At 66.3% G+C, this 20416-nt stretch carries 19 protein-coding genes; 10 read left to right on the top strand and 9 right to left on the bottom strand.

Annotation, left to right across the window (positions count from 1 at the left end):
- Positions 1-2: 2 nt before the first annotated feature.
- Both VARPA_RS17845 and VARPA_RS17840 read right to left on the bottom strand, forming a co-directional pair.
- Entirely contained in the window at positions 3-821 is an 819-nt protein-coding gene (locus VARPA_RS17845) for a substrate-binding domain-containing protein (protein WP_013541983.1), read from the bottom strand.
- Between the two features lie 100 nt (positions 822-921).
- Positions 922-1833 carry a LysR family transcriptional regulator gene (locus tag VARPA_RS17840; RefSeq protein ID WP_013541982.1) on the bottom strand — a complete coding sequence of 304 codons (912 nt, stop codon included), beginning with the start codon at positions 1831-1833 and terminating at the stop codon, positions 922-924.
- A 121-nt stretch (positions 1834-1954) separates the two neighbouring features.
- Between VARPA_RS17840 and VARPA_RS17835 the strand changes: the two genes are divergently transcribed.
- Positions 1955-2386 (top strand): VOC family protein, encoded by a 432-nt coding sequence (locus VARPA_RS17835; protein WP_013541981.1) that lies wholly within the window; start codon positions 1955-1957, stop codon positions 2384-2386.
- 33 nt (positions 2387-2419) lie between these two features.
- Here VARPA_RS17835 and VARPA_RS17830 read toward each other — a convergent pair whose 3' ends face one another.
- The 3 genes from VARPA_RS17830 to VARPA_RS17820 form a co-directional block, all read right to left on the bottom strand.
- Entirely contained in the window at positions 2420-3199 is a 780-nt protein-coding gene (locus VARPA_RS17830) for a TIGR04325 family methyltransferase (RefSeq protein WP_013541980.1), read from the bottom strand.
- A gap of 87 nt (positions 3200-3286) precedes the next feature.
- Complete coding sequence (locus VARPA_RS17825; RefSeq protein ID WP_013541979.1) at positions 3287-4198, bottom strand: response regulator transcription factor; 912 nt, start codon at positions 4196-4198, stop codon at positions 3287-3289.
- Positions 4170-7568, bottom strand: a complete 3399-nt coding sequence (locus VARPA_RS17820; protein WP_013541978.1) for an ATP-binding protein — start codon at positions 7566-7568, stop codon at positions 4170-4172. Before VARPA_RS17820 ends, VARPA_RS17825 begins: the two co-directional genes overlap by 29 nt.
- A 250-nt stretch (positions 7569-7818) precedes the next feature.
- Between VARPA_RS17820 and urtA the strand changes: the two genes are divergently transcribed.
- From urtA to VARPA_RS17775, 9 genes are all read left to right on the top strand, one after another.
- Positions 7819-9093 carry an urea ABC transporter substrate-binding protein gene (urtA, locus tag VARPA_RS17815; RefSeq protein ID WP_013541977.1) on the top strand — a complete coding sequence of 425 codons (1275 nt, stop codon included), beginning with the start codon at positions 7819-7821 and terminating at the stop codon, positions 9091-9093.
- Positions 9094-9179: 86 nt separating this feature from the next.
- Positions 9180-10094, top strand: a complete 915-nt coding sequence (gene urtB / locus VARPA_RS17810) for an urea ABC transporter permease subunit UrtB (protein WP_013541976.1) — start codon at positions 9180-9182, stop codon at positions 10092-10094.
- 31 nt (positions 10095-10125) lie between these two features.
- Positions 10126-11319 carry an urea ABC transporter permease subunit UrtC gene (urtC, locus tag VARPA_RS17805; protein WP_013541975.1) on the top strand — a complete coding sequence of 398 codons (1194 nt, stop codon included), beginning with the start codon at positions 10126-10128 and terminating at the stop codon, positions 11317-11319.
- Between the two features lie 15 nt (positions 11320-11334).
- Entirely contained in the window at positions 11335-12078 is a 744-nt protein-coding gene (gene urtD, locus VARPA_RS17800; RefSeq protein WP_013541974.1) for an urea ABC transporter ATP-binding protein UrtD, read from the top strand.
- Between the two features lie 15 nt (positions 12079-12093).
- Positions 12094-12783 (top strand): urea ABC transporter ATP-binding subunit UrtE, encoded by a 690-nt coding sequence (gene urtE, locus VARPA_RS17795; RefSeq protein ID WP_013541973.1) that lies wholly within the window; start codon positions 12094-12096, stop codon positions 12781-12783.
- A 24-nt stretch (positions 12784-12807) separates the two neighbouring features.
- On the top strand, positions 12808-14040 hold the full coding sequence (gene fmdA, locus VARPA_RS17790; protein ID WP_013541972.1) for a formamidase: 1233 nt from the start codon (positions 12808-12810) through the stop codon (positions 14038-14040).
- Between the two features lie 10 nt (positions 14041-14050).
- A complete protein-coding gene (locus VARPA_RS17785) occupies positions 14051-14395 on the top strand; it encodes an FmdB family zinc ribbon protein (RefSeq protein ID WP_013541971.1) in 345 nt (114 codons plus the stop codon).
- Positions 14396-14546: 151 nt separating this feature from the next.
- Positions 14547-14897: a hypothetical protein gene (locus VARPA_RS17780; protein WP_013541970.1), complete on the top strand. Its 351-nt coding sequence runs from the start codon at positions 14547-14549 to the stop codon at positions 14895-14897.
- 325 nt (positions 14898-15222) lie between these two features.
- Positions 15223-15573: a hypothetical protein gene (locus VARPA_RS17775; RefSeq protein WP_013541969.1), complete on the top strand. Its 351-nt coding sequence runs from the start codon at positions 15223-15225 to the stop codon at positions 15571-15573.
- A gap of 24 nt (positions 15574-15597) precedes the next feature.
- Here VARPA_RS17775 and VARPA_RS17770 read toward each other — a convergent pair whose 3' ends face one another.
- The 4 genes from VARPA_RS17770 to VARPA_RS17755 all read right to left on the bottom strand — a co-directional run bounded on the left by VARPA_RS17770 (position 15598) and on the right by VARPA_RS17755 (position 20330).
- Positions 15598-17880, bottom strand: coding sequence for a glycoside hydrolase family 3 N-terminal domain-containing protein (locus tag VARPA_RS17770; protein ID WP_013541968.1), 2283 nt, complete (start codon positions 17878-17880; stop codon positions 15598-15600).
- A gap of 91 nt (positions 17881-17971) precedes the next feature.
- Positions 17972-18850, bottom strand: coding sequence for a bile acid:sodium symporter family protein (locus VARPA_RS17765; protein WP_013541967.1), 879 nt, complete (start codon positions 18848-18850; stop codon positions 17972-17974).
- A 97-nt stretch (positions 18851-18947) separates the two neighbouring features.
- Positions 18948-19715: a class II aldolase/adducin family protein gene (locus VARPA_RS17760; protein WP_013541966.1), complete on the bottom strand. Its 768-nt coding sequence runs from the start codon at positions 19713-19715 to the stop codon at positions 18948-18950.
- Positions 19716-19739: 24 nt separating this feature from the next.
- Entirely contained in the window at positions 19740-20330 is a 591-nt protein-coding gene (locus VARPA_RS17755) for an HD domain-containing protein (RefSeq protein ID WP_013541965.1), read from the bottom strand.
- Between the last annotated feature and the right edge of the window lie 86 nt (positions 20331-20416).

Genomic DNA, 20416 nt, shown 5'->3' with positions numbered 1-20416 from the left:
GCTCAGCGTGCCGTAAGCGGCTCCAGGCCGGTCTTGGCGATGGTGGGCGCGGCGGCCGGCGAGTTCAGGTAGCGGATCAACTGCCGCGCCGCCTCGGGCTGCTTCGATGCGGTGGCGATGCCGGCCGAGAACACGGTGTTCTGCTGCACCTCGGCGGGCAGCGGGCCGATGTAGTCGATGCCGGCGATCGGCAGCAGCTCGCTCACCTGCTGCAGGCCGAGCGCCGCATCGCCGCGCGCGACGATGGTGCCGACGCGCTCGCTCAGGATGCGCTTGCTCTTGGGCTTGACCTGGTCTTCGATGCCGAGCTTCTTGAGCAGCTCGGTCTCGTAGTAGGTGCCGCTCGCGCTTGCCGAATAGGCGATCGACGGCGCCGCGATCAGCGTGCGCTTGAGCGCATCGACGGTGCTGATGTCCGGCTTGGGCGCGCCCTTGCGCACCGCGAAGCCGATGGCCGAGCGCACGAGGTCGACCTGGCTGCCCGGCACCACCTTGCCCTTGGCGACGAGGTCGTCGAGGGCGGGGCGCGCGAGGATCACCACGTCGGCCGGCTCGTTGCGCGCGAGGCGGCTCGGGATCGAGTCCTGCGCGTTGCCCATCGAGGCGCCGTACGCCGTCTTCACCGAGCGTCCGCTGCTGCGCTCGAACTCGGGACGCAGGTCGTTGTAGGCCGCGGTGAAGCCGCCGGAGGTCATGACGTGGATGTCGTCGGTGGCCGGCTTGTTGTTGCCGACAGTGCCGCAGCCGGCGAGAACGAGGGCCGCGACGAGTGGAAGCGCGGCGCGGCGGGTGAGAGAGAAGAGGGGGGAAAGGGGCTTCACGATGTCTCCTGGAAAAAGAGGGCGGCAGCCCGGTGCCGTGCTGCCCGCAGTTGCCATCGTAGAAGCCGGGGCTGTCAGTCAGCCTTCATCGCATTAATGGTTAATACCGAGTGGCGGGCCTTCCAGACCCTCTCGCCCGGGGCACTTTCGCTGCTTCCTCCAGGCACTGCGCCAGCTGCGCGACCACCGGCGACCCGCCTCGCGGCTTGCGCTGGAGCAGGCCGACTTCGCGATGGAATGTGTGCTCGCCGAGCGGCAGCGCGCGAACGCCGGGCGGCAGCGGCAGGTGCGCCTCGACCAAGGGAACGAGGCCGACGCCCAGCCCCTTCGCCGCGAGATGGATGAGGGCAGGAATCTCGTCCACCTCGACGGAGTCGCTGACCTGCAGCCCTTCGCGCCGAAGGAAGCGCTCGACCATCCGCCCGCCGAACGAGGCGCGGTCGTAGCGCAGGAACGGTTGCTCCTGCAGCAGGGTGCGCCAATCCTTCCTTGCGGGCATGCCCGCCGGCACGATCAGCACGTAGGGCTCCTGCACCAGCGGCTGCCACGCCAGTTCGGGAAGAAGGCCGAAGGGCGGCCGGATGATCACGGCCGCATCGATGCTGCCGGCATCCAGGTCGTCCATGAGCCGCATCGACACGCCGGGCGAGACATGCACCCGCAGCAGCGGCAGGCTTTGCCGCAGCCGGGCGAGCGCACGCGCCACCAGCGTCGGCTGCGCCGAGGCGATGGCGCCGATGCGCAGCAGCCCGCGGTTCGCGGCGTCGTCGGGCAGGTCGCCGAGCTTTGCGTAGAGGGCGCAGATTTCCTCGGCGCGCGCCAGCGTCGTCTCCCCTGCGGCATTCAGGGTGGCGGAGCGTCCCGTCCTGTCGAAGAGCGCGAAGCCCAGGCTCTCTTCGAGCCGCTTGATCTGGCTGCTGACCGCCGATTGCGTGAGGCCGATGCGTTCGCCCGCTGCCGCAAAGGTGCCGTGGCGGCAGACGGTGATGAAGGTCTGGAGTTCGTTGATCATGTCTGACTCATCAAAATTATCGGGACTCAGCGAAGAAATATATCGCTTTCGCCTATGAGGGTCGTTGCCTAAAGTCCGGGTATTTCGACCTCCTCCACTGAGCACCAATCCGGCGAATCCCATGAGCACCCACGACACACGCATTCCTTTTCACCTGGCTTTCCCCGTTCGCGACATCGCCGAAGCCCGCGCGTTCTACGGCGAGCTGCTCGGATGTCCTGAAGGGCGCAGTGCGTCGCAGTGGGTGGATTTCGATTTCTACGGGCACCAGATCGTGGCGCACCTCGCGCCCGACGAGTGCGGCCACAAGGCCCTGAGCGCGGTGGACGGCCACGATGTGCCCGTGCGCCACTTCGGCGCGATCCTGCCGATGGACAAATGGCAGGCCATGGCCGACAAGCTCGTCGCGCGCAGCACGAAGTTCGTGATCGAGCCTTACATCCGCTTCAAGGGCGAGCCGGGCGAGCAGGCGACGATGTTCTTTCTCGACCCCTCGGGCAATGCGATCGAGATGAAGTCGTTCGCGAACCTGGATTCGCTGTTCGCGGTCTGAGGTGCATTGCCTTCCTCGCTTGCCGGATGCCCCTCAGGCCAGGTCGAAACAGCACCCCGCGTAATAGGGAAGATCGCCGCCGCTCACAAAGGGCACCTCGATCGGCTTGCCTTCGTTGCGCCACACGTCGCGCCGCTTGTAGCCCGCTTGCGTCAGGGTCGCGAGCAGCCCCTCGTGGTGCTCGATGCGGTAGGGGCATACGGCCACGCCGATGCTGTTGAGCGTGTAGAGCGTGCGTTCGGGGTGCACGGCCGTCGTGTTCAGCACGATGCGTCGCGGCTTCACGGCCAGCGACGAGAGGATGCCGTCGATGCGCACCGGTAGGTACTGCAGGCTGCCCGAGGCATACAGCACGTCGCAGCCGCTGGCGTCGCGGTAGTCGGTGGTGAAGGCGAGCTGGCCGCTCACCTCGCGCTGCGCGGCGGTGGCGCGGCCTTGCTCGATGACGCTGGGCACGTCGCACACGGTCCAGCGCAGGCTGTCGGGGTAGCTCAGCACGCGGCGGAACGCGTAGTACTTGATGCCGATGTGGCCGCCGAGATCGAACACGCGCGTGAGGCCCGCATCGATCGAGCGTCCCAGCCAGAACAGGCCCGGGTAGTCGTAGAAATAGATCTGCGGGCTGTAGAGGCCGGCCGCCTCGGCGTGGTCATAGCCCACGGCCTTGGAAGCCGGCGCATTGGCTTCGGCATCCGCGAAGCTCTCGAACGAACCCATGAAGAGGTTCTCGTCGGTGTTGTCGAGAAACTTCTGCCGATAGGCATCTTCGGGGGAGAGGGAAGGGGAGGAAAACGGCCGCAGTTTCGAGAGCATTTTTTTCTCCGGTGATGCATTCATTCTGCAGAGCAAAACGGGTGCATTCAATGACCGGAAAACCCGGGGGTAGGTACCCACCCCCTCCTAGGCGAGCTGCCCGCTCGCGAGCGCCGCGGCCGCCGCGCGCGTCTCCACGCCGAGCTTCTCGAAGATGTGCTCCAGGTGCTTGTTCACCGTGCGCGGACTGGTGCCCAGGATCTCGCCGATATCGCGGTTGGTCTTGCCCTTGGCGAGCCACGACAGCACCTCGGTCTCGCGCGGTGTGAGCGCCGCTTCGGCCAGCCGCGCCGACGAAGCGCCAGCGGTGCCGTCGCGCTGCATCGCGAACAGCAGCATCGTTTCGCCGAGCGCCGCCGCGCCCAGGTTGCGCACCGACAGGCGCATGCCCGTCGCCGTGCCGATGACGATCGCCGCGCCCGCCATGAGCGCCGCTTCGAGCGACTGCGGCAGCAGCCCCGGCGACACCGGATCTTCGAGCGCGTGCAGCCACAGCGCCGCTTGCGGCGAGCGCCACGCGATGCGCCCGCGCGTGTCGACGAACACCACGCCCATGCCGGCCACATCGACCGCATCGCGCGCCATGCGGGTGATGCGGGCATTGCGCGCGTGCGTGTGCAGCCGCGCCAGAACCTCCTGCGCGCGGATCGGCTTCACCACGTAGTCGACGCCGCCGCATTCGAAGCCTTCGACCACGTGCGAGGTTTCCGAAAGGCCCGTCATGAACAGCACGGGGATGTGCGCCCACGCCGGGTTGGCCTTGATGCGCCGGCAGGTCTCGAAGCCCGAGAGGCCGGGCATCAGGCCATCTAGCAATATCGCATCGGGCACCACCAGCTCGAGCCGCTGCAGCGCGGCCTCGCCGTCGGCGGCGACCAGCACGGTGTAGCCGCTGGCCTCCAGCGTGTCGCACAGCATGCCCAGGCTGCTGGGGGCGTCGTCCACCACCAGCACCACGGGGCGCTCGGATTCATGGCTGGGCAAGGGGAGTGTCTGCATCTTCTGCCAGTGCGTTGCGGAGGTTGTCCAGGTCGAAGCGGGTGACCATGCCGCGCAGCCAGGTGCAGGTGGCGGCCGCGGCGGGCGATGCGGCGGCCAGCCGGTCGAGGGCCGTCTGCAGGCCGCGGACGTGGCCCATCTGCACGAGGCGCATCAGCTCGGCGCGGTCGTCTTCCGAAAGCACGAGCTGCGGCGGACGCAACGCGCTTTCTTCTTCGCTTGCGGGGGGTATCGCGTCGCTGGCCGTCAGCCATTCGAGGCCCAGGTGCCGCTCCAGCGTGGCGATGAGTTCCGACTCGATCACCGGCTTGCCGACGAAGGCCTGGCAGCCCGCGGCGTTCAGGCGCTCGGTCTGGTTCTCGAACATGTTGGCCGAGACGATGATGATCGGGATGTCCTTGAAGCCCGAGGCGCGTACCGAGGTGGCGGTCTGCCAGCCGTCCATGTCGTCCATCGTGAGGTCGAGCAGGATCGCCGAAGGCAGCTCTTCGCGCAGGCTGTCCAGGCACTCGGTGCCGCTCGCGGCCTCGCGCACCTCGAAGCCCAGCGGCATCAGCATGCCGGCGAGCATCTGGCGCTGCACGGGCTGGTCGTCCACCACGAGCAGCGTGCGGCGCGCGCCGATGTAGCCCGACACCGGCTGCCGCAAGGCACCGCCCCTGGCTTGCGGGCCGGGGTCGGCGACCTCGCGCAGGTACACGCGCACGCTGAAGGTGCTGCCCGCGGGCGAGGTCTGCGCCAGCACCAGCTCGCCGCCCATCAGCGAGGTCAGCAGCGCGGTGATCGTGAGGCCCAGCCCCGTGCCCGGCTCGCCGCGCCGGCGCCCGGCGGCGCCGCGCTCGAAGGGCTCGAAGATGCGCAGGTGGTCCTGCGGTGCGACGCCGATGCCGGTGTCGACCACATCGAAGCGCAGCACCTCGCGCCGCGCGTCCACATGCAGCGTGACGGTGCCGCTGTCGGTGAAGCGCACCGCGTTCGTCAGCAGGTTGATGAGGATCTGCCGCAGCCACTTGGCATCGGCATGCACCCAGGCCGGCAACTGACCCGCGTGCGTGAAGACGAAGGCCAGGCCCTTGTTCTCCGCCTGCGGCCGCACCATGTGCACCAACTGGTCGAGAAAGGCCGGCAGCGCGAGCGGCGCCGGCTCCAGTTGAAGACGGCCGGCCTCGATGCGCGCGAGGTCGAGCAGGCCGTCGATGAGGCCGAGCATGTGTTCGCCGCTGCGGTGGATGGTCTGCACCGCCTCGCGCGGCGGTGCGGCCGCATCGCCCTTGAGCAGGATCTGCGAGTAGCCCAGGATGCTGTTGAGCGGCGTGCGCAGCTCGTGCGTCATGCCGGCAACGTAGCGCGTCTTGGCCTGGTTGGCCGCCTCGGCCGCTTCCTTGGCGGTCTGCAATGCGGCGTCGGTGCGGCGGTGAGCTTCGATTTCCAGCGCGAGCAGGTTGTTGTGGCGGTTCGATTCCTCCTGCGCCATCTGCCGGCTCTCGCTGCCCAGCACCACCCACCATGCGGCCACCGCTGCCACGACCGAGAGCAACGCGAATACCTTGAGGAAAGCCGTGGACAAGGTCGGATCGCTGGTGCCTGCGATGGCCTCCTGCGCATAAACCACGCCCACCACGGTGGCCAGCAGCGCGATCAGCGAGGTGGCGACCAGCAGGTAGTGCGCGACGCGGAAGTTGAGCCGCGCGGAGAGCGCAGGCGGCAGCAGCGCCTGCAGCCAGCCGCTCATCTGCTCGGCGGCGCGCGAGTCGGTCTTGCAGCGGTCGTGGCAGCGCGATTCGAGCGTGCAGCACAGCGAGCAGATCGGCGCGCTGTAGGCCGGGCAGTGCGCCATGTCTTCCGACTCGAAGCTGTTGTCGCACACCGAACACTTCACGCTCTGGCCGGGCGCCCAGCGGTCGATGTCGGTGCGTGCGAGGTAGTAGCGGCCGCGCGTCTTCCACGCGAGCAGCGGCGACACCGCCATGGCCGTGGCCAGCGCGATGAAGGGCGAAAAAGCCTTGGCCCATTGGCCGAGCGCGCCCGAGTACGCGAGCATCGCGAGCGCCGCTGCCACCAGCATCGCGACGAGGCCCACGGGGTTGATGTCGTACAGGTGCGCCCGCTTGAACTCGATGGTCTTCGGGCTCCAGCCCAGCGGCTTGTTGATGACGAGGTCGGCCACCAGCGCGCCGACCCAGGCGATGGCGATGTTGCTGTAGAAGCCCAGCACATGTTCCAGCGCGGCGAACACGCCGAGCGCCATCAACAGGATCGCGATGGCCACGTTGAACACCAGCCACACCACGCGACCCGGGTGGCTGTGCGTGAGCCGCGCGAAGAAGTTCGACCACGCAAGCGACCCCGCATAGGCGTTGGTGAGGTTGATCTTCATCTGCGAGACGACAACGAAGAGCACCGTCACGCCGAGGATCCACGCCGGATCGCGCAGCACGTACGAGAACCCCGTGAGGTACATCTGCGTCGGCTCGATTGCATGCGCGGCCGGTATCTCGTGCTGCAGCGCGAGGAACGCGAGAAAGGCGCCGCCCATCATCTTCAGCATGCCCGGCACGATCCAGCCCGGCCCGGCGACCAGCACCGCGGTCCACCAGCGGCCGCGGTTGGCGGCGGTCTTCTCGGGCAGGAAGCGCAGGTAGTCGACCTGCTCGCCGATCTGCACCACGAGCGAGAAGGCCACGGTGGCGGCCGCGCCGAACATCAGCGGATCGAAGCCGCTGCTGTCGGAGGTGCGGCCCACGAGGCCGGTGAAGTCGGCATACAGCTCGGGCTTCTTCACCATCACCGCGATGAAGGGGCAGACGAAGAGAACGATCCAGATCGGCTGCGTCCAAAGCTGCAGCCCCGAGATGAGCGTGATGCCGCGCGCCACCAGCGGAATGATCACGATCGACGACACGAGGTACAGCAGCCACAGCGGCCAGTCGAGGTACATCTGCAGCGCCAGCGCGAGGATGGCCGCCTCCAGCGCGAAGAAGATGAAGGTGAAGCTCGCGTAGATCAGCGAGGTGAGCGTGGAGCCCAGGTAGCCGAAGCCCGCGCCGCGGGTGAGCAGATCCATGTCCACGCCGTGCCGGGCCGCGTAGTACGAGATCGGCAGGCCCGTGAGAAAGGTGATGAGCCCCACCACCAGGATCGCCCACAGCGCGTTCGAGAAGCCGTAGCTCAGCGCGATGGCGCCCCCGATGGCCTCCAGTGCGAGGAACGACGTGGCGCCGAACGCCGCGTTGGCCACCCGGAATTCGGACCACTTGCGAAAGCTGCGCGGCGTGTAGCGCAGCGCGTAGTCCTCCAGCGTCTCGTTCGCGACCCAGGCGTTGTAGTCGCGGCGGATGCGAAAGATCTTCTGTCCGGAGACGGATGTCATGGCGGGTTCTCGCGGCGGCGGTGGCATGGGCAGGTACAGCAAGAAGCGCTCCCTGTGCCTTCTTCCCCCGTGGCCGGCTTGCGAGTCTGCGGGCAGGGCGGGTTCCCGCCGCTACGTTGAATGACGTATTCGCCGGAGAGGAACTGATTTCTAAAGTACCAGCCATGGTGCTCGGGGCACCGTCCGATGCACTGCGATGGTGCGCGGCTCACCCTTCCCAACCTGCTTCTCAACCTGCCTGGAGTTCCTGATGCCGCGTGATTCCGATCCCTCCTTCGATGCCCTCGACGCCATGGCCCTGCGCCGCCGACGCCTGCTGCAGGGCGCCGCCGCGCTGCCCGTGATGGGCCTGAGCGGCCTGAGCTTCGGCCAGTCGCAGTTCCCCACCGCCAAGGTCAACACCACCAAGCTCGCGGTGACCGACACCGAAGTCACGGTGGGCCAACTGCATTCGTCCACCGGCACCATGGCCATTTCGGAGACCGGCTCGATCCAGGCCGAGCAACTGGCCATCGACCAGATCAACGCCATGGGCGGCATCCTGGGCCGCAAGATCAAGGTCATCAAGGAAGACGGCGCCTCCGACTGGCCCACCTTCGCCGAGAAGTCGAAGAAGCTTCTGGTCAACGACCACTGCGCGGCCGTCTTCGGCTGCTGGACCAGCGCCTCGCGCAAGGCCGTGCTGCCGGTGTTCGAGAAGGAGAACGGCCTCCTGTACTACCCGACCTTCTACGAAGGCCTGGAGCAGAGCAAGAACGTGATCTACACGGGGCAAGAGGCCACGCAGCAGATCATCTGGGGCCTGGACTGGGGCGCGAAGGAGAAGAAGGCCAAGACCTTCTTCCTCGTCGGCTCCGACTACATCTGGCCGCGCACCTCGATGAAGATCGCGCGCAAGCACATCGAGAACTTCCAGAAGGGTTCGGTCAAGGGCGAGGAGTACTACCCGCTGGGCCACACCAACTTCAACTCGCTCATCAACAAGATCAAGGTCGCCAAGCCCGACTGCATCTTCGCTGCCGTGGTGGGCGGCTCGAACGTGGCCTTCTACAAGCAGCTGAAGGCCGCGGGCATCACCGGCGACAAGCAGTTCCTCCTGACGCTGGCCGTGACCGAGGACGAGATGACCGGCGTGGGCGGCGAGAACTTCGCGGGCTTCTATTCGTCGATGAAGTACTTCCAGTCGCTCGACAACGAGAACAACAAGAAGTTCGTGGCCGCCTTCAAGGCCAAGTACGGCAAGGACGCGGTGATCGGCGACGTGACGCAGGCGGGCTACCTCGGCCCGTGGCTGTGGAAGGCGGCTGTGGAGAAGGCCGGCAGCTTCGATGTCGACAAGGTCGTGGCGGGTTCGCCGGGCATCGAGCTGAAGACGGCACCCGAGGGCTACGTGAAGCTGGATGCGAACCACCATTTGTGGAGCAAGGCGCGCATCGGTCAGGGGCAGCTCGACGGGACGTTCAAGGTGGTTGCCGAATCGGCTGAACTGATCAAGCCCGATCCGTTCCCCAAGGGCTACCAGTAAACAGCGCAAGAAGGCCGTCGGCCCTCACCCCAACCCTCTCCCGCGTGCGGGAGAGGGAGCAAATCCAACTCTCCGGAACTTCCGCCATGACTCTGTCGGACATGATGAACATCGGCCTCATGCAGGGCTTCGCGGGGCTGAGCCTCTTCGCGGTGCTGCTGCTCATGGGCCTGGGCCTGGCGATCATCTTCGGCCAGATGGGCGTCATCAACATGGCGCATGGCGAGTTCATGACCATCGGCGCCTACTCGATCTACCTGGCCGCACAGGTCACGGAGCGGATGGCGCCCGCGTTCATGCCGTATTACTTTCCGATCGCCATCGGCCTGGCCTTCGTCTTCGCCTTCATCGTCGGCTGGATCGTGGAGTGGGTGTTGATTCGCCACCTCTACAAGCGCCCGCTCGACACGCTGCTCGCCACCTGGGGCGTGAGCCTGGGGCTGCAGCAGATTTTCCGCACCTTCATCGGCCCGAAGGAAGTGAGCCCCACGCTGCCCGAATGGATCATGGGCTCGTGGACGCCCCATGAGGGCCTCGATATTCCGATCAACGGCCTCTTCGTGCTCGCGCTCACCGGGCTGGTCACCTGCGGCGTGCTCATCGCGCTGCACAAGAGCCGCTGGGGCCTGCGCGTGCGTGCCACCGTGGCCAACCGCACGATGGCCAATGCCACCGGCATCGACACGAAGAAGACCGACCGCCTGACCTTCGCCATCGGATGCGGCATTGCCGGCATGGCGGGAGCGGCCTTTACCACCATCGGCTCGACCGGGCCGACCTCGGGCTCGCTCTACATCGTCGATGCGTTCCTGGTCGTGACCTTCGGCGGCGCCGCGAGCCTGCTGGGCACCGTGGTCTCGGCCTTCGGCATTGCGCAGACGCAGTCGATCTCGGAGTTCTTCATGACCGGCTCGATGGCCAAGGTGCTGACGCTTTCGCTGATCGTGCTGATCCTGATGATGCGGCCGCAAGGGCTCTTCGCCGTCAAGGTCCGCCGTTGATGAACCCGATTTCTTCCTGGAGAACGTTCCGATGAATTTCATCAAGGCCTCGATCCTGCGCTACCAGTTGGGCAGCCTCCTGCTGCTGGTGCTGCTGCTGGCGGTCGTGCTGCCGCTCTCGCTCGACATCTTTCGCTTGAACCTCGTGGGCAAGTACCTCACCTACGCCTTCGTCGCCGTGGGGCTCGTCATGGTGTGGGGATACGGCGGCGTGCTGAGCCTGGGGCAGGGCGTGTTCTTCGGCATCGGCGGCTATGCGATGGCGATGTTCTTGAAGCTCGAAGCCTCCGACCCGATCACCACCAAGATCCAGTCGACCCCCGGCATTCCGGACTTCATGGACTGGAACCAGATCACCGAGCTGCCCGCGTTGTGGCTGCCGTTCAAGAGCCTGCCACTGAGCCTTGCACTCGTGGTGCTCGCGCCGATGGCGCTGGCGTGGCTCGTGAGCTTCGCGATGTTCAAGCGTCGCGTCGGCGGCGTGTACTTCGCGATCATCACGCAGGCGGTGGCGCTGATCTGCACCGTGCTCATCATCGGCCAGCAGGGCTACACGGGCGGCGTCAACGGCATGACCGACCTGAAGACGATGCTGGGCTGGGACACGCGCACCGACGGCGCCAAGTACATCCTCTACTACGTGTGCGTCGGCCTGCTGGTCGCGAGCATCCTCCTGTGCCGCTTCATTCAGACCAGCAAGCTCGGCACGCTGCTGCTCGCGATGCGCGACAAGGAAGACCGCGTGCGCTTCTCGGGCTACGACGTGTCGAACTTCAAGGTCTTCATCTTCTGCCTCGCGGCCGGGCTCTCGGGCATCGGCGGCGCGATGTTCGCGCTGCAGGTGGGCTTCATGTCGCCGAGCTTCGTGGGCATCGTGCCGTCCATCGAGATGGTGATCTTCTGCGCGGTCGGGGGCCGCATGAGCCTGGTGGGCGCGGTGTACGGCGCGCTGCTGGTGAATGCGGGCAAGACGCTGTTCTCGGAGAGCTTTCCGGACCTGTGGCTCTTCCTGATGGCCGGGCTCTTCATCGGCGTGACGATGGCGTTCCCGATGGGCCTGGCGGGCCTGTGGGACGAAAAGATCAAGCCCTGGTGGAAGGGCCGCCGCCAGGCGCTGCGCGAGGCCGCGGTGCAGCCGCCGCCCGCCATGCCGATGACGCCCGCGGCACCCGTCGTATCGCCCGAACCCCACCTGCCCGAAGGTGTCGGCAGCCAACGCGCCTGAACCCGGAACACCCTCATGAGCAACACCGACTTCGCGCTCGCCGTGGAAGACCTCACCGTCTCCTTCGACGGCTTCAAGGCCATCGACGACCTGACGCTCTACATCGACAAGAACGAGCTGCGCGTGATCATCGGCCCCAACGGTGCCGGCAAGACCACGCTGCTCGACCTGATCTGCGGCAAGACGCGCGCGAGCGGCGGCAGCATCAAGTTCAAGAACACCGAACTCACGAAGATGGCCGAGCACAAGCGCGTGCGGCTGGGCATCGGCCGCAAGTTCCAGACGCCGTCGATCTACGAGAACCTCAGCGTGTTCCAGAACCTGGAGGTGTCCTTTCCGAAAGGCCGCTCGGTGTTCGGCGCGCTGGCGTTCAAGTGCGACGACGAGGTCAAGGCCAAGGTGCAGGCGGTGGCCGAAGACATCGGCCTGGCGGACAAGCTTCGCACCGAAGCGGGCCTGCTGAGCCACGGCCAGAAGCAGTGGCTGGAGATCGGCATGCTGCTGATGCAAGAGCCTGAGCTGCTGATGCTCGACGAACCCATCGCCGGCATGAGTGCGCGCGAACGCGAACTCACCGCCGACCTGCTCAAGCGCATTTGCCAGAACCGCGCGGTGATCGTCATCGAGCACGACATGGCCTTCGTCAAGCAGATCGCGCACAAGGTCACCGTGATGCACCAGGGAAAGATCCTCGCCGAAGGGCCGATGGAGAAGGTGCAGGCGGACCCGAAGGTCATCGACGTTTATCTGGGGCACTGAACCATGAGCACCATCATGCTGAAGGTCGAAGACCTGCACGTCGCCTACGGCCAGAGCGAGGCCTTGCACGGCCTCTCGTTCGAAGGCCATGCCAACGAAACCGTCGCCATCATGGGCCGCAACGGCATGGGCAAGACCACGCTCTTCAAGAGCCTGATGGGCGTGCTGCCGATCAAGAGCGGGCGCATCGAAGTGGCGGGGCAGGACGTGTCGCGCGACGAGAGCTTCAAGCGCGTGGCCAAGGGCATCGCCTATGTGCCGCAGGGCCGGATGATCTTTCCGACGCTGACCGTGGAAGAGAACATCCAGACCGGTCTGGAGAACTCGAAGACCCGGCGCATCCCCGAAGAAATCTACGCGCTGTTCCCCGTGCTGTGGGACATGAAGAGCCGCAAGGGCGGCAACCTCTCGGGCGGCCAGCAACAGCAGCTTGCGATTGCACGCGCTCTCGTCACCGACCCCAAGGTGCTGCTGCTCGACGAGCCCACCGAAGGCATTCAGCCTTCGATCATCAAGGACATCGCGAAGGCGCTGAACGAGATCCGCAAGCTGCGCGGCATCACCATCGTCGTGTCCGAGCAGGTGCTGAGTTTCGCGATGGACGTGGCCGACCGGCTCTTCGTCATCGAAGGCGGCCGCCTTGTGCACGAGACCGCGCGCGACAAGACCGATGTCGATCACATCAAAGCCTATCTCTCTGTCTAACCACAACCCCAGGAGCCACTGCAAATGACGGACACGCTGATCAAGGTCGACCTGACCCAATCGCCCACGGAGAACGAGAACATCCACAACCGCTGGCACCCGGACATTCCGATGGCCTGCTGGGTCAATCCGGGCGATGACTTCATCCTGGAGACCTTCGACTGGACCGGCGGCTTCATCAAGAACAACGACAGTGCCGACGACGTGCGCGACATCGACCTGAGCACGGTGCACTACCTCTCGGGCCCGGTGGGCGTGAAGGGCGCCGAGCCCGGCGACCTGCTGGTGGTCGACCTGCTGGACATCGGCGCCAAGCAGGACAGCCTCTGGGGCTTCAACGGTTTCTTCTCGAAGAAGAACGGCGGCGGGTTCTTGACCGATCACTTCCCTGAAGCGCAGAAATCGATCTGGGACTTCAAGGGCATGTTCACGAGTTCGCGCCACATCCCGGGCGTGAATTTCGCGGGGCTGATCCACCCCGGCCTCATCGGCTGCCTGCCCGACAAGCCGATGCTCGACATGTGGAACGAGCGCGAAGGCAAGCTCATCGCCACCGATCCGGACCGTGTGCCGGGCCTCGCCAATCCGCCGTTCGCCGGCACCGCCCACATGGGCAAGATGACCGGTGAAGCACGCGCGAAGGCCGCAGCGGAAGGCGCCCGCACGGTGCCGCCGCGCGAGCACGGCGGCAACTGCGACATCAAGGACCTCTCGCGCGGCTCCAAGGTGTTCTTCCCCGTGTATGTCGATGGCGCGGGCCTGAGCGTGGGCGACCTGCACTTCAGCCAGGGCGACGGCGAAATCACCTTCTGCGGTGCCATCGAGATGGCGGGCTGGGTGCACATGAAGGTGACGCTCATCAAGGGCGGCATGGCCAAGTACGGCATCAAGAACCCGATCTTCAAGCCCAGCCCGATCACGCCGCAATACAACGACTACCTGATCTTCGAAGGCATCTCGGTCGACGAGAGCGGCAAGCAGCATTACCTCGACGTGAACGTGGCCTATCGCCAGGCGTGCCTGAACGCCATCGAGTACCTGAAGAAGTTCGGCTACTCGGGCGCACAGGCCTATTCGATCCTCGGCACGGCGCCGGTGCAAGGCCACATCAGCGGTGTGGTCGATGTGCCGAACTCGTGCGCCACGCTGTGGCTGCCCACGGGCATCTTCGACTTCGATATCAACCCGAACGCCTCGGGTCCGGTGAAGTTCATCGACGGCAGCATCGACATGCCGCTGTCGCACGACCTGCGCTGAAGAAAAAAACATGCCGACCTACGACTACGCCTGCGGGCAGTGCGGCGGCTTCGATGCGCTGCGGCCTTCGGGCCAGCGCGACGAGCCGGCCGCGTGCCCCGACTGCGGATGCGCTTCGCCGCGTGTACTTTCGGCCGCACCGCGGCTCGCGTTGATGGCCTCGGGCACACGCAGTGCGATGGAGACCAACGAGCGCGCGCGGCACGAGCCCGGAAGCTCCCGCGACTACGCGCGCTTCAAGCACCCGGCGGGCTGCGGCTGTTGCTCGGGATCGTCCCGCCGCAGCGCGACGGTGACCGCGCCGAATGGCGCCAAGGCCGCACCGTCGAAGCGGCCGTGGATGATTTCGCACTAGTGCCGCGGTAGCAAATCGGGGTGCATTGCGGTTCGGTGCAAACCCCGATTGTTTCAATCTCGTGAACGCCGCGATTCATTTTGCGGCGGTTTTTTGAAGGCCTTCAGGATCAAACTTCTCCTCACCAACCAACCGTTTGAAGGAGATTGAAATGAATGCCTCGAAGATCCTCGCTGCTGCTGCCCTCTCGCTCCTGGCTGCCGCCGGTGCGCAAGCAGAAACCTATGACGGCGTGCACACCGTGAACTCGTCGGTGTCGCGTGCTGAAGTCGCTCCGCAAGCCGTTGCCGCCGCACGCGCCGGCAACGAATACGGCGAAGGTGCCACAGCCGGTGCGCAACCCTTCACCTCGACCGCGAACCGCGCGACCATCCAGGCCGAAGCCGTTGCCAAGGCCCACGACCCGCTCGCCAGCCTCGACCGCCGCGCCTTCTACCGCGACGAAGTGCCGCAGGCCTACAAGAAGCCCAGCGTGTCGTTCACCCGCCAAGCCGGCCTCTGATCCGATCGCTCCGATCGGCACCATGAAGAACGGACCCTCGGGTCCGTTTTTTCGTTTGTGTGTGCGGCGCCGCTGTGCGTCGGACCGCCACCACGGGCATTTGGGCTCGCGTCCAGTGAAGCGCAACAGCAGCAGTCCCGGCACGACCCGATCCCCCGGCACCAAGGCCGCCGCACCGCCACCGGCGTGTTCGGCTGAGTACGCAACGCGTGATGAGAAGGCGCGTGCGTCCCGGCGCGCCTTCTCACACAGGTCTAAGCAAGTCATCACCGGCCCGTAAGTGGGCCGGCCTAGAGTGAAAAGACCATCACTCCAGGAGACACCCATGAAATTGCGTATCGCAACCCTCTGCATCGCCGCCGCTCCGGCCATGCTGCTGGCCTCGTTCGCGCATGCGAGCGGATTCGCCGATCCGGACTATCCGCAGATGTCCCATTCGACCCTGTCGCGCGATGCGGTGGCCACGGACGCGATGCAGGCCAACACCGGCATTCATGCGACCGAGGTTCTCGAGTCGCAGGTGCAGGCACCGGTCGCGGGCGCCGACCGCGCGCAGGTCCAGGCCGAGGCGGTGCGCGCCAACAACGCGATGCATCCGACCGAGATCCTCGAATCGCAGGTGCAGCCGCCGGTGGCGTCGGCGAACCTGCCTTCCGCGACGGCGAGCGGCGAGTAGTAAGCCGCCCGGCTCGCTCGCGCCTCACTCGCGGGTGAGCACGAAGCGCTTTCGGATGCCGCTCGCAGCCGAAGGCGCGACCCACAGGTCGAACTCACCCGGTTCGACCACGGGCTTCATGTCGCGGCCAATGAAGGCCATGTCCGCCGCGGCGAGCGTGAACTCGACCACCTTCGATGCGCCCGGCTCGATGCGCACCTTCTGGAAGCCCTTGAGCTCGCGCACCGGCCGCGTCACGCTCGCGGCGCGTTCCGAGAGGTAGAGCTGCACCACTTCCTCGGCCTCGCGCATGCCGGTGTTGGTGACGGTGGCGCGCACGTGCAACGTGTCGCCCATCCCCATGCGGTCCTCGCTCAGCTCCACGCTGTCGTAGCGCACGGGCGCATAGCCGATGCCGAAGCCGAAGGGGTAGAGCGCCTCGTTCGTCGCGTCGACATAGCGCGTCTTGAACGACGTGCCCGGCGCGCCTTCGGGCGAGGGCCGGCCGGTGCGCTTGTGGGCGTAGTAGTAGGGCACCTGGCCGGCAGTCTGCGGAAAGCTCACCGGCAGGCGGCCCGAAGGATTGAAGTCGCCGAACACCACGTCGGCGATGGCGTGGCCCGTCTGCACGCCGAGGAACCAGGTCACGAGGATGGCGCGCGCATTGCGCACCGCGCCCTTGAGCGCCATCGCGCGCCCGTTGCTCAGGAGCACGACCACCGGCTTGCCGGTGGCGGCCACGGCTTCGGCCAGATCCTGCTGCGGCTGCGGCAGGCCGATGTCGCTGCGCGAGCGCGACTCGCCCGACATCTTCTGGCTTTCGCCGATGGCCAGCACCACCACGTCGGCATCGCGTGCGGCAGCCACGGCGGCCTCGATGCCGCCGGGCAGCGGCGATTCAACGTTCGAGCCGCGCGCGATCGTCACGTAGGAGTCGGGACCCAATGCGGCGCGCAGGCCTTCGTCGATGCCCACCGGCGCCGACTGGCCCGGGAACAGGCTCCAGGAGCCCATCAGGTCCTTCGTGCCCTCGGAGAACGGACCGATCAGCGCGATCTTCGTGCCGGCCTTGGGCAGCGGCAGCAGCTTGGCTTCGTTCTTCAGCATGACGATGGAGCGGCGCGCGTCCTCGCGGGCGAGCGCGATGAACTCGGGGTTCTCGGCGCGCTGGGCGGCTGGCGGTCCGTCGAGGTTGCGGAACGGGTCGTCGAAGAGGCCCAGCTTCTGCTTGACGTGCAGCACGCGGCGCACCGCCTCGTCGAGCCGCGCCATCGGCACTTCGCCGGAGGCCACGAGGTCGGGCAGGTGGCGCATGTAGAGCCCGCTCTGCATGCTCACGTCGGTGCCGGCCATGAAGGCCATCTTGGCGGCCTCGCGGCCGTTGGCGGCGTAGCCGTGCTCGATGAGCTCCTCGTCGGCGGTGTAGTCGGACACCACGAAGCCCTTGAACTTCCATTCGTCGCGCAGCACGCCGGTGAGCAGCGCGGGGTTCGCGGTCGAGGGGATGCCTGCGATCTCGTTGAAGCCGCTCATGACCGAGAGCGCGCCCGCATCGATGGCTGCGCGGAACGGCGGCAGGTAGACCTCGCGCAGCGTGCGCTCGGAGATGTCGCTCGCGCTGTAGTCCAGGCCGCCCTCGGCCGCGCCGTAGGCCGCGAAGTGCTTGGGTGTGGCGAGCATCGAATCGGCGTTCGAGAGATTGCTGCCCTGGAAGCCTCGCACGCGCGCGGCAGCGAACTGTCGCGCGAGGTACGGGTCCTCGCCCACGCCTTCGAGGCCGCGGCCCCAGCGTGCGTCGCGCGCGATGTCGACCATCGGCGCGAAGGTCCAGCGAAAGCCGTCGGCCGTGGCCTCGACCGCAGCCGCGCGCGTGGTGCGCTCGGCCAGCGCGGGCTCCCAGCTGGAGGCCTCGGCCAGCGGCATCGGAAAGATCGTGCGAAAGCCGTGGATCACGTCGGCACCGAAGATCAGTGGAATGCCGAGGCGCGATTCGCGCACCGCGATCTGCTGCAGCCGCCGCTTGCCTTCGAGGCCCGCGTTGTTGAAGAGGCCGGTGAGGCGGCCGGCGCGCACATCGGCCGTCTCCTGCTGGCCGTTGCGCCAGCCCGCCTGCGGGTTGTTGGGGGTGTCGATGTCCGCAGGACCGTAGAGGCTCAGCTGGCCGGCCTTTTCCTCGACGGTCATGCGCGCGATCAGCGATTCGATGCGCGCGTCCGCCGCGGCGGAAGCTGCGGGGTCATCGGGAACCGAGGCGGCTGAAGCGGGGGAAAGGAAGCCGGACGAGAGGGAGAGGAGGAGGGCGGCGAGCGCCGCTTTTCGAACGTGCATGGCCTCCTATTCTGCAGACAACGCCCTTGGCCCCCGGCAAGCGGGTTTCCGTCGAGGCCGTAGGGCTATGTCTGACGCAGCCCCGCGCGCCTCATCGCGCAGGCGCGACGGCCGGTTGGCCGCGCCGCAGCAACAGCCATCCGAACAGAGGGGCCGTGATGTACATCACCACCGAGTAGATCGCGGCCGGCAGCGCGAGCGGAAAACTCCCGAGCACGCTCACCGCGATGAAGATAGCGAGGGTCGAGTTGTGGATGCCGATCTCGTAGCTGATAGCCGTGGCCAGCGGTTTGTCGAGGCCCGCGGCGCGGCTGAGGTAGTAGCCCGCGAGCAGGCTCACGAGGTTGAACAGCAGCACTGGAAGGCCGATCTCGGCGAAGGTGGCGGTGATGGTCTTCCACTCGTTCGCGATGGCCAGCACCGTGACCACCGCGAGCACCACGGCGCTGAAAATCTTGGTCGGCTTTTCCATGCGCGCGGCGAAGCCGGGCTTGCGCGAGGCCACGAACATGCCGATGGCCACCGGCACCATCACGATCGCGATCACCTCCACCAGCTTGCGCGTCTGCAGCGGCACCACCTGGCCGCTCTGCGCGAAGTGGTTGATGGCCCAGTTGGCGATGAGCGGCAGCGTGACGATCGACAGCAGCGTGTTCACGGCAGTGAGCGAGATGTTCATCGCCACGTTGCCGCCGAAGAGGTGCGAGAACAGGTTCGCCGAAATGCCGCCTGGCGAGGCCGCCAGCAGCATGAGCCCGATGGCGAACACCGGCGAGAGCCCGAAGCCCACGATGATCGCGTAGCAGGCGAGCGGCAGGCCGATGACCTGCAGCACCAGCGCGATGGTCACCGCCTTCGGGTGCTTGAACAGGCGCCTGAAGTCGGCGAGCGAGAGCGACAGCCCCAGCCCGAACATCACGAGCGCGAGCGCGCCGAACAGGAACCGGGTCACGATGAGCGTGGCGTCCATGGGTTGTGTCTCCTCTGTCTTTCTTCTGTCTAAAAAAATGGCTGCCCGCACCCGTCGCGCGGGCGCTGGCAGCCGTGGAAACCGGGATCGACGCGTCTTATTGTTTGTAGCTGTCGTCGATGCGGTCGAGTTTGCGGATCAGCGAAGGCCAGACGAACATGCCGCCGAGACCGCCGCTCTGCACCTTCATCGCCTGGCCCACGCCATCGATGATCCTCGGGTCGACGTGCGTGAGTTCGCTGCCGCCCGATTGCGCGGCGATCTGGATCTGGCAGGTGTTCTCGAAGGTGTACATCGAAAGAAACGCATCGGCAATGGTCTTGTCGCAGGTCAAGAGGCCATGGTTGCGCAGCATGAGGAAGTTGGCGTGGCCCATGTCGGCCTGCAGGCGCGGCTTCTCGTCGTCGCGGAAGGCCACGCCTTCGTAGTCGTGATACGCGAGCGAGGCCAGCACGAAGGTCGATTGCTGGCTGATGGGCAGCACGCCGTTCTTCTGCGCGCTCACCGCGATGCCGGCCTTCGTGTGGGTGTGCAGCACGCACTGGATGTCTTCGCGCGCGGCATGCACCGCGCTGTGGATCACGAAGCCGGCCGGGTTCACCGGGTAGGGCGACTCGATGATCTTGTTGCATTGCTGGTCGACCTTCACCAGGCTCGATGCGGTGATCTCGTCGAACATCAGGCCGTAGGGATTGATGAGGAAGTGATGCTCCGGGCCGGGCACGCGCGCGCTGATGTGCGTGAACACGAGGTCGCTCCAGCCGTAGAGCGCCACGAGCCGGTAGCAGGCGGCGAGGTCGACTCGCAGTTGCCACTCTTCGGCGGAGACGAGCTTCTGGATTTCGGATTGGGAATTTGCGTTCATGGGGATGTGTCCTTTGGGTTCGGTTCAAGCCGTGGCCGGCTCTTTGAGCACGGTCTTGTAGATGCTCTGCTTGGGCTGCGCCATCAACCGGCGCAGCATGGGCTCGAATTCGCTGATCGGCAAGGTCTCGGCCTTGGGATCGAAGGCGGGGTTGTCGTAGAGCGCGCAGAACTCGGCCGTGCGCTCGTAGTGCGGGTGGTCCCTGAAGTTCTCGCGCATGTCGCGGTCGAGGCCGATGTGGTGAAAGAAGTAGTGGCCCTGGAAGATCCCGTGGTGCTGCACCATCCAGTGGTTGGCCTCGCTCACGAAGGGCTTGAGGACGGCGGCCGCGATGTCGGGGTGGTTGAAGCTGCCGAGCGTGTCGCCGACGTCGTGCAACAGCGCGCACACCACGTACTCCTCGTCGCGTCCGTCGCGCAGCGCGCGGGTGGCGGTCTGCAGCGAGTGGGTGTAGCGGTCGACGGGAAAACCGCCGTAGTCGCCTTCGAGGATCTGCAGGTGCTTGATCACGCGCTCCGGCAATCCGCGAGAGAACTGCATGAACTCGCCGCCGATCAGTTGCCAGTCTTCGCGCGTGCTCTCTTGCATGCTCGTGAAACGTGCCCTTGCATTCATCGTGTCGTCTCCGTTGTTCGTCCGTGGGGTGGCGGCCACTGTAGACCTGCACTTGACGCTCAACTGTCAAGAATTTGACAATGCAA

This window comes from Variovorax paradoxus EPS (assembly GCF_000184745.1).
Taxonomy (GTDB): Bacteria; Pseudomonadota; Gammaproteobacteria; order Burkholderiales; family Burkholderiaceae_C; genus Variovorax; species Variovorax paradoxus_C.
This window is presented reverse-complemented; position numbering and strand designations above follow the sequence as displayed.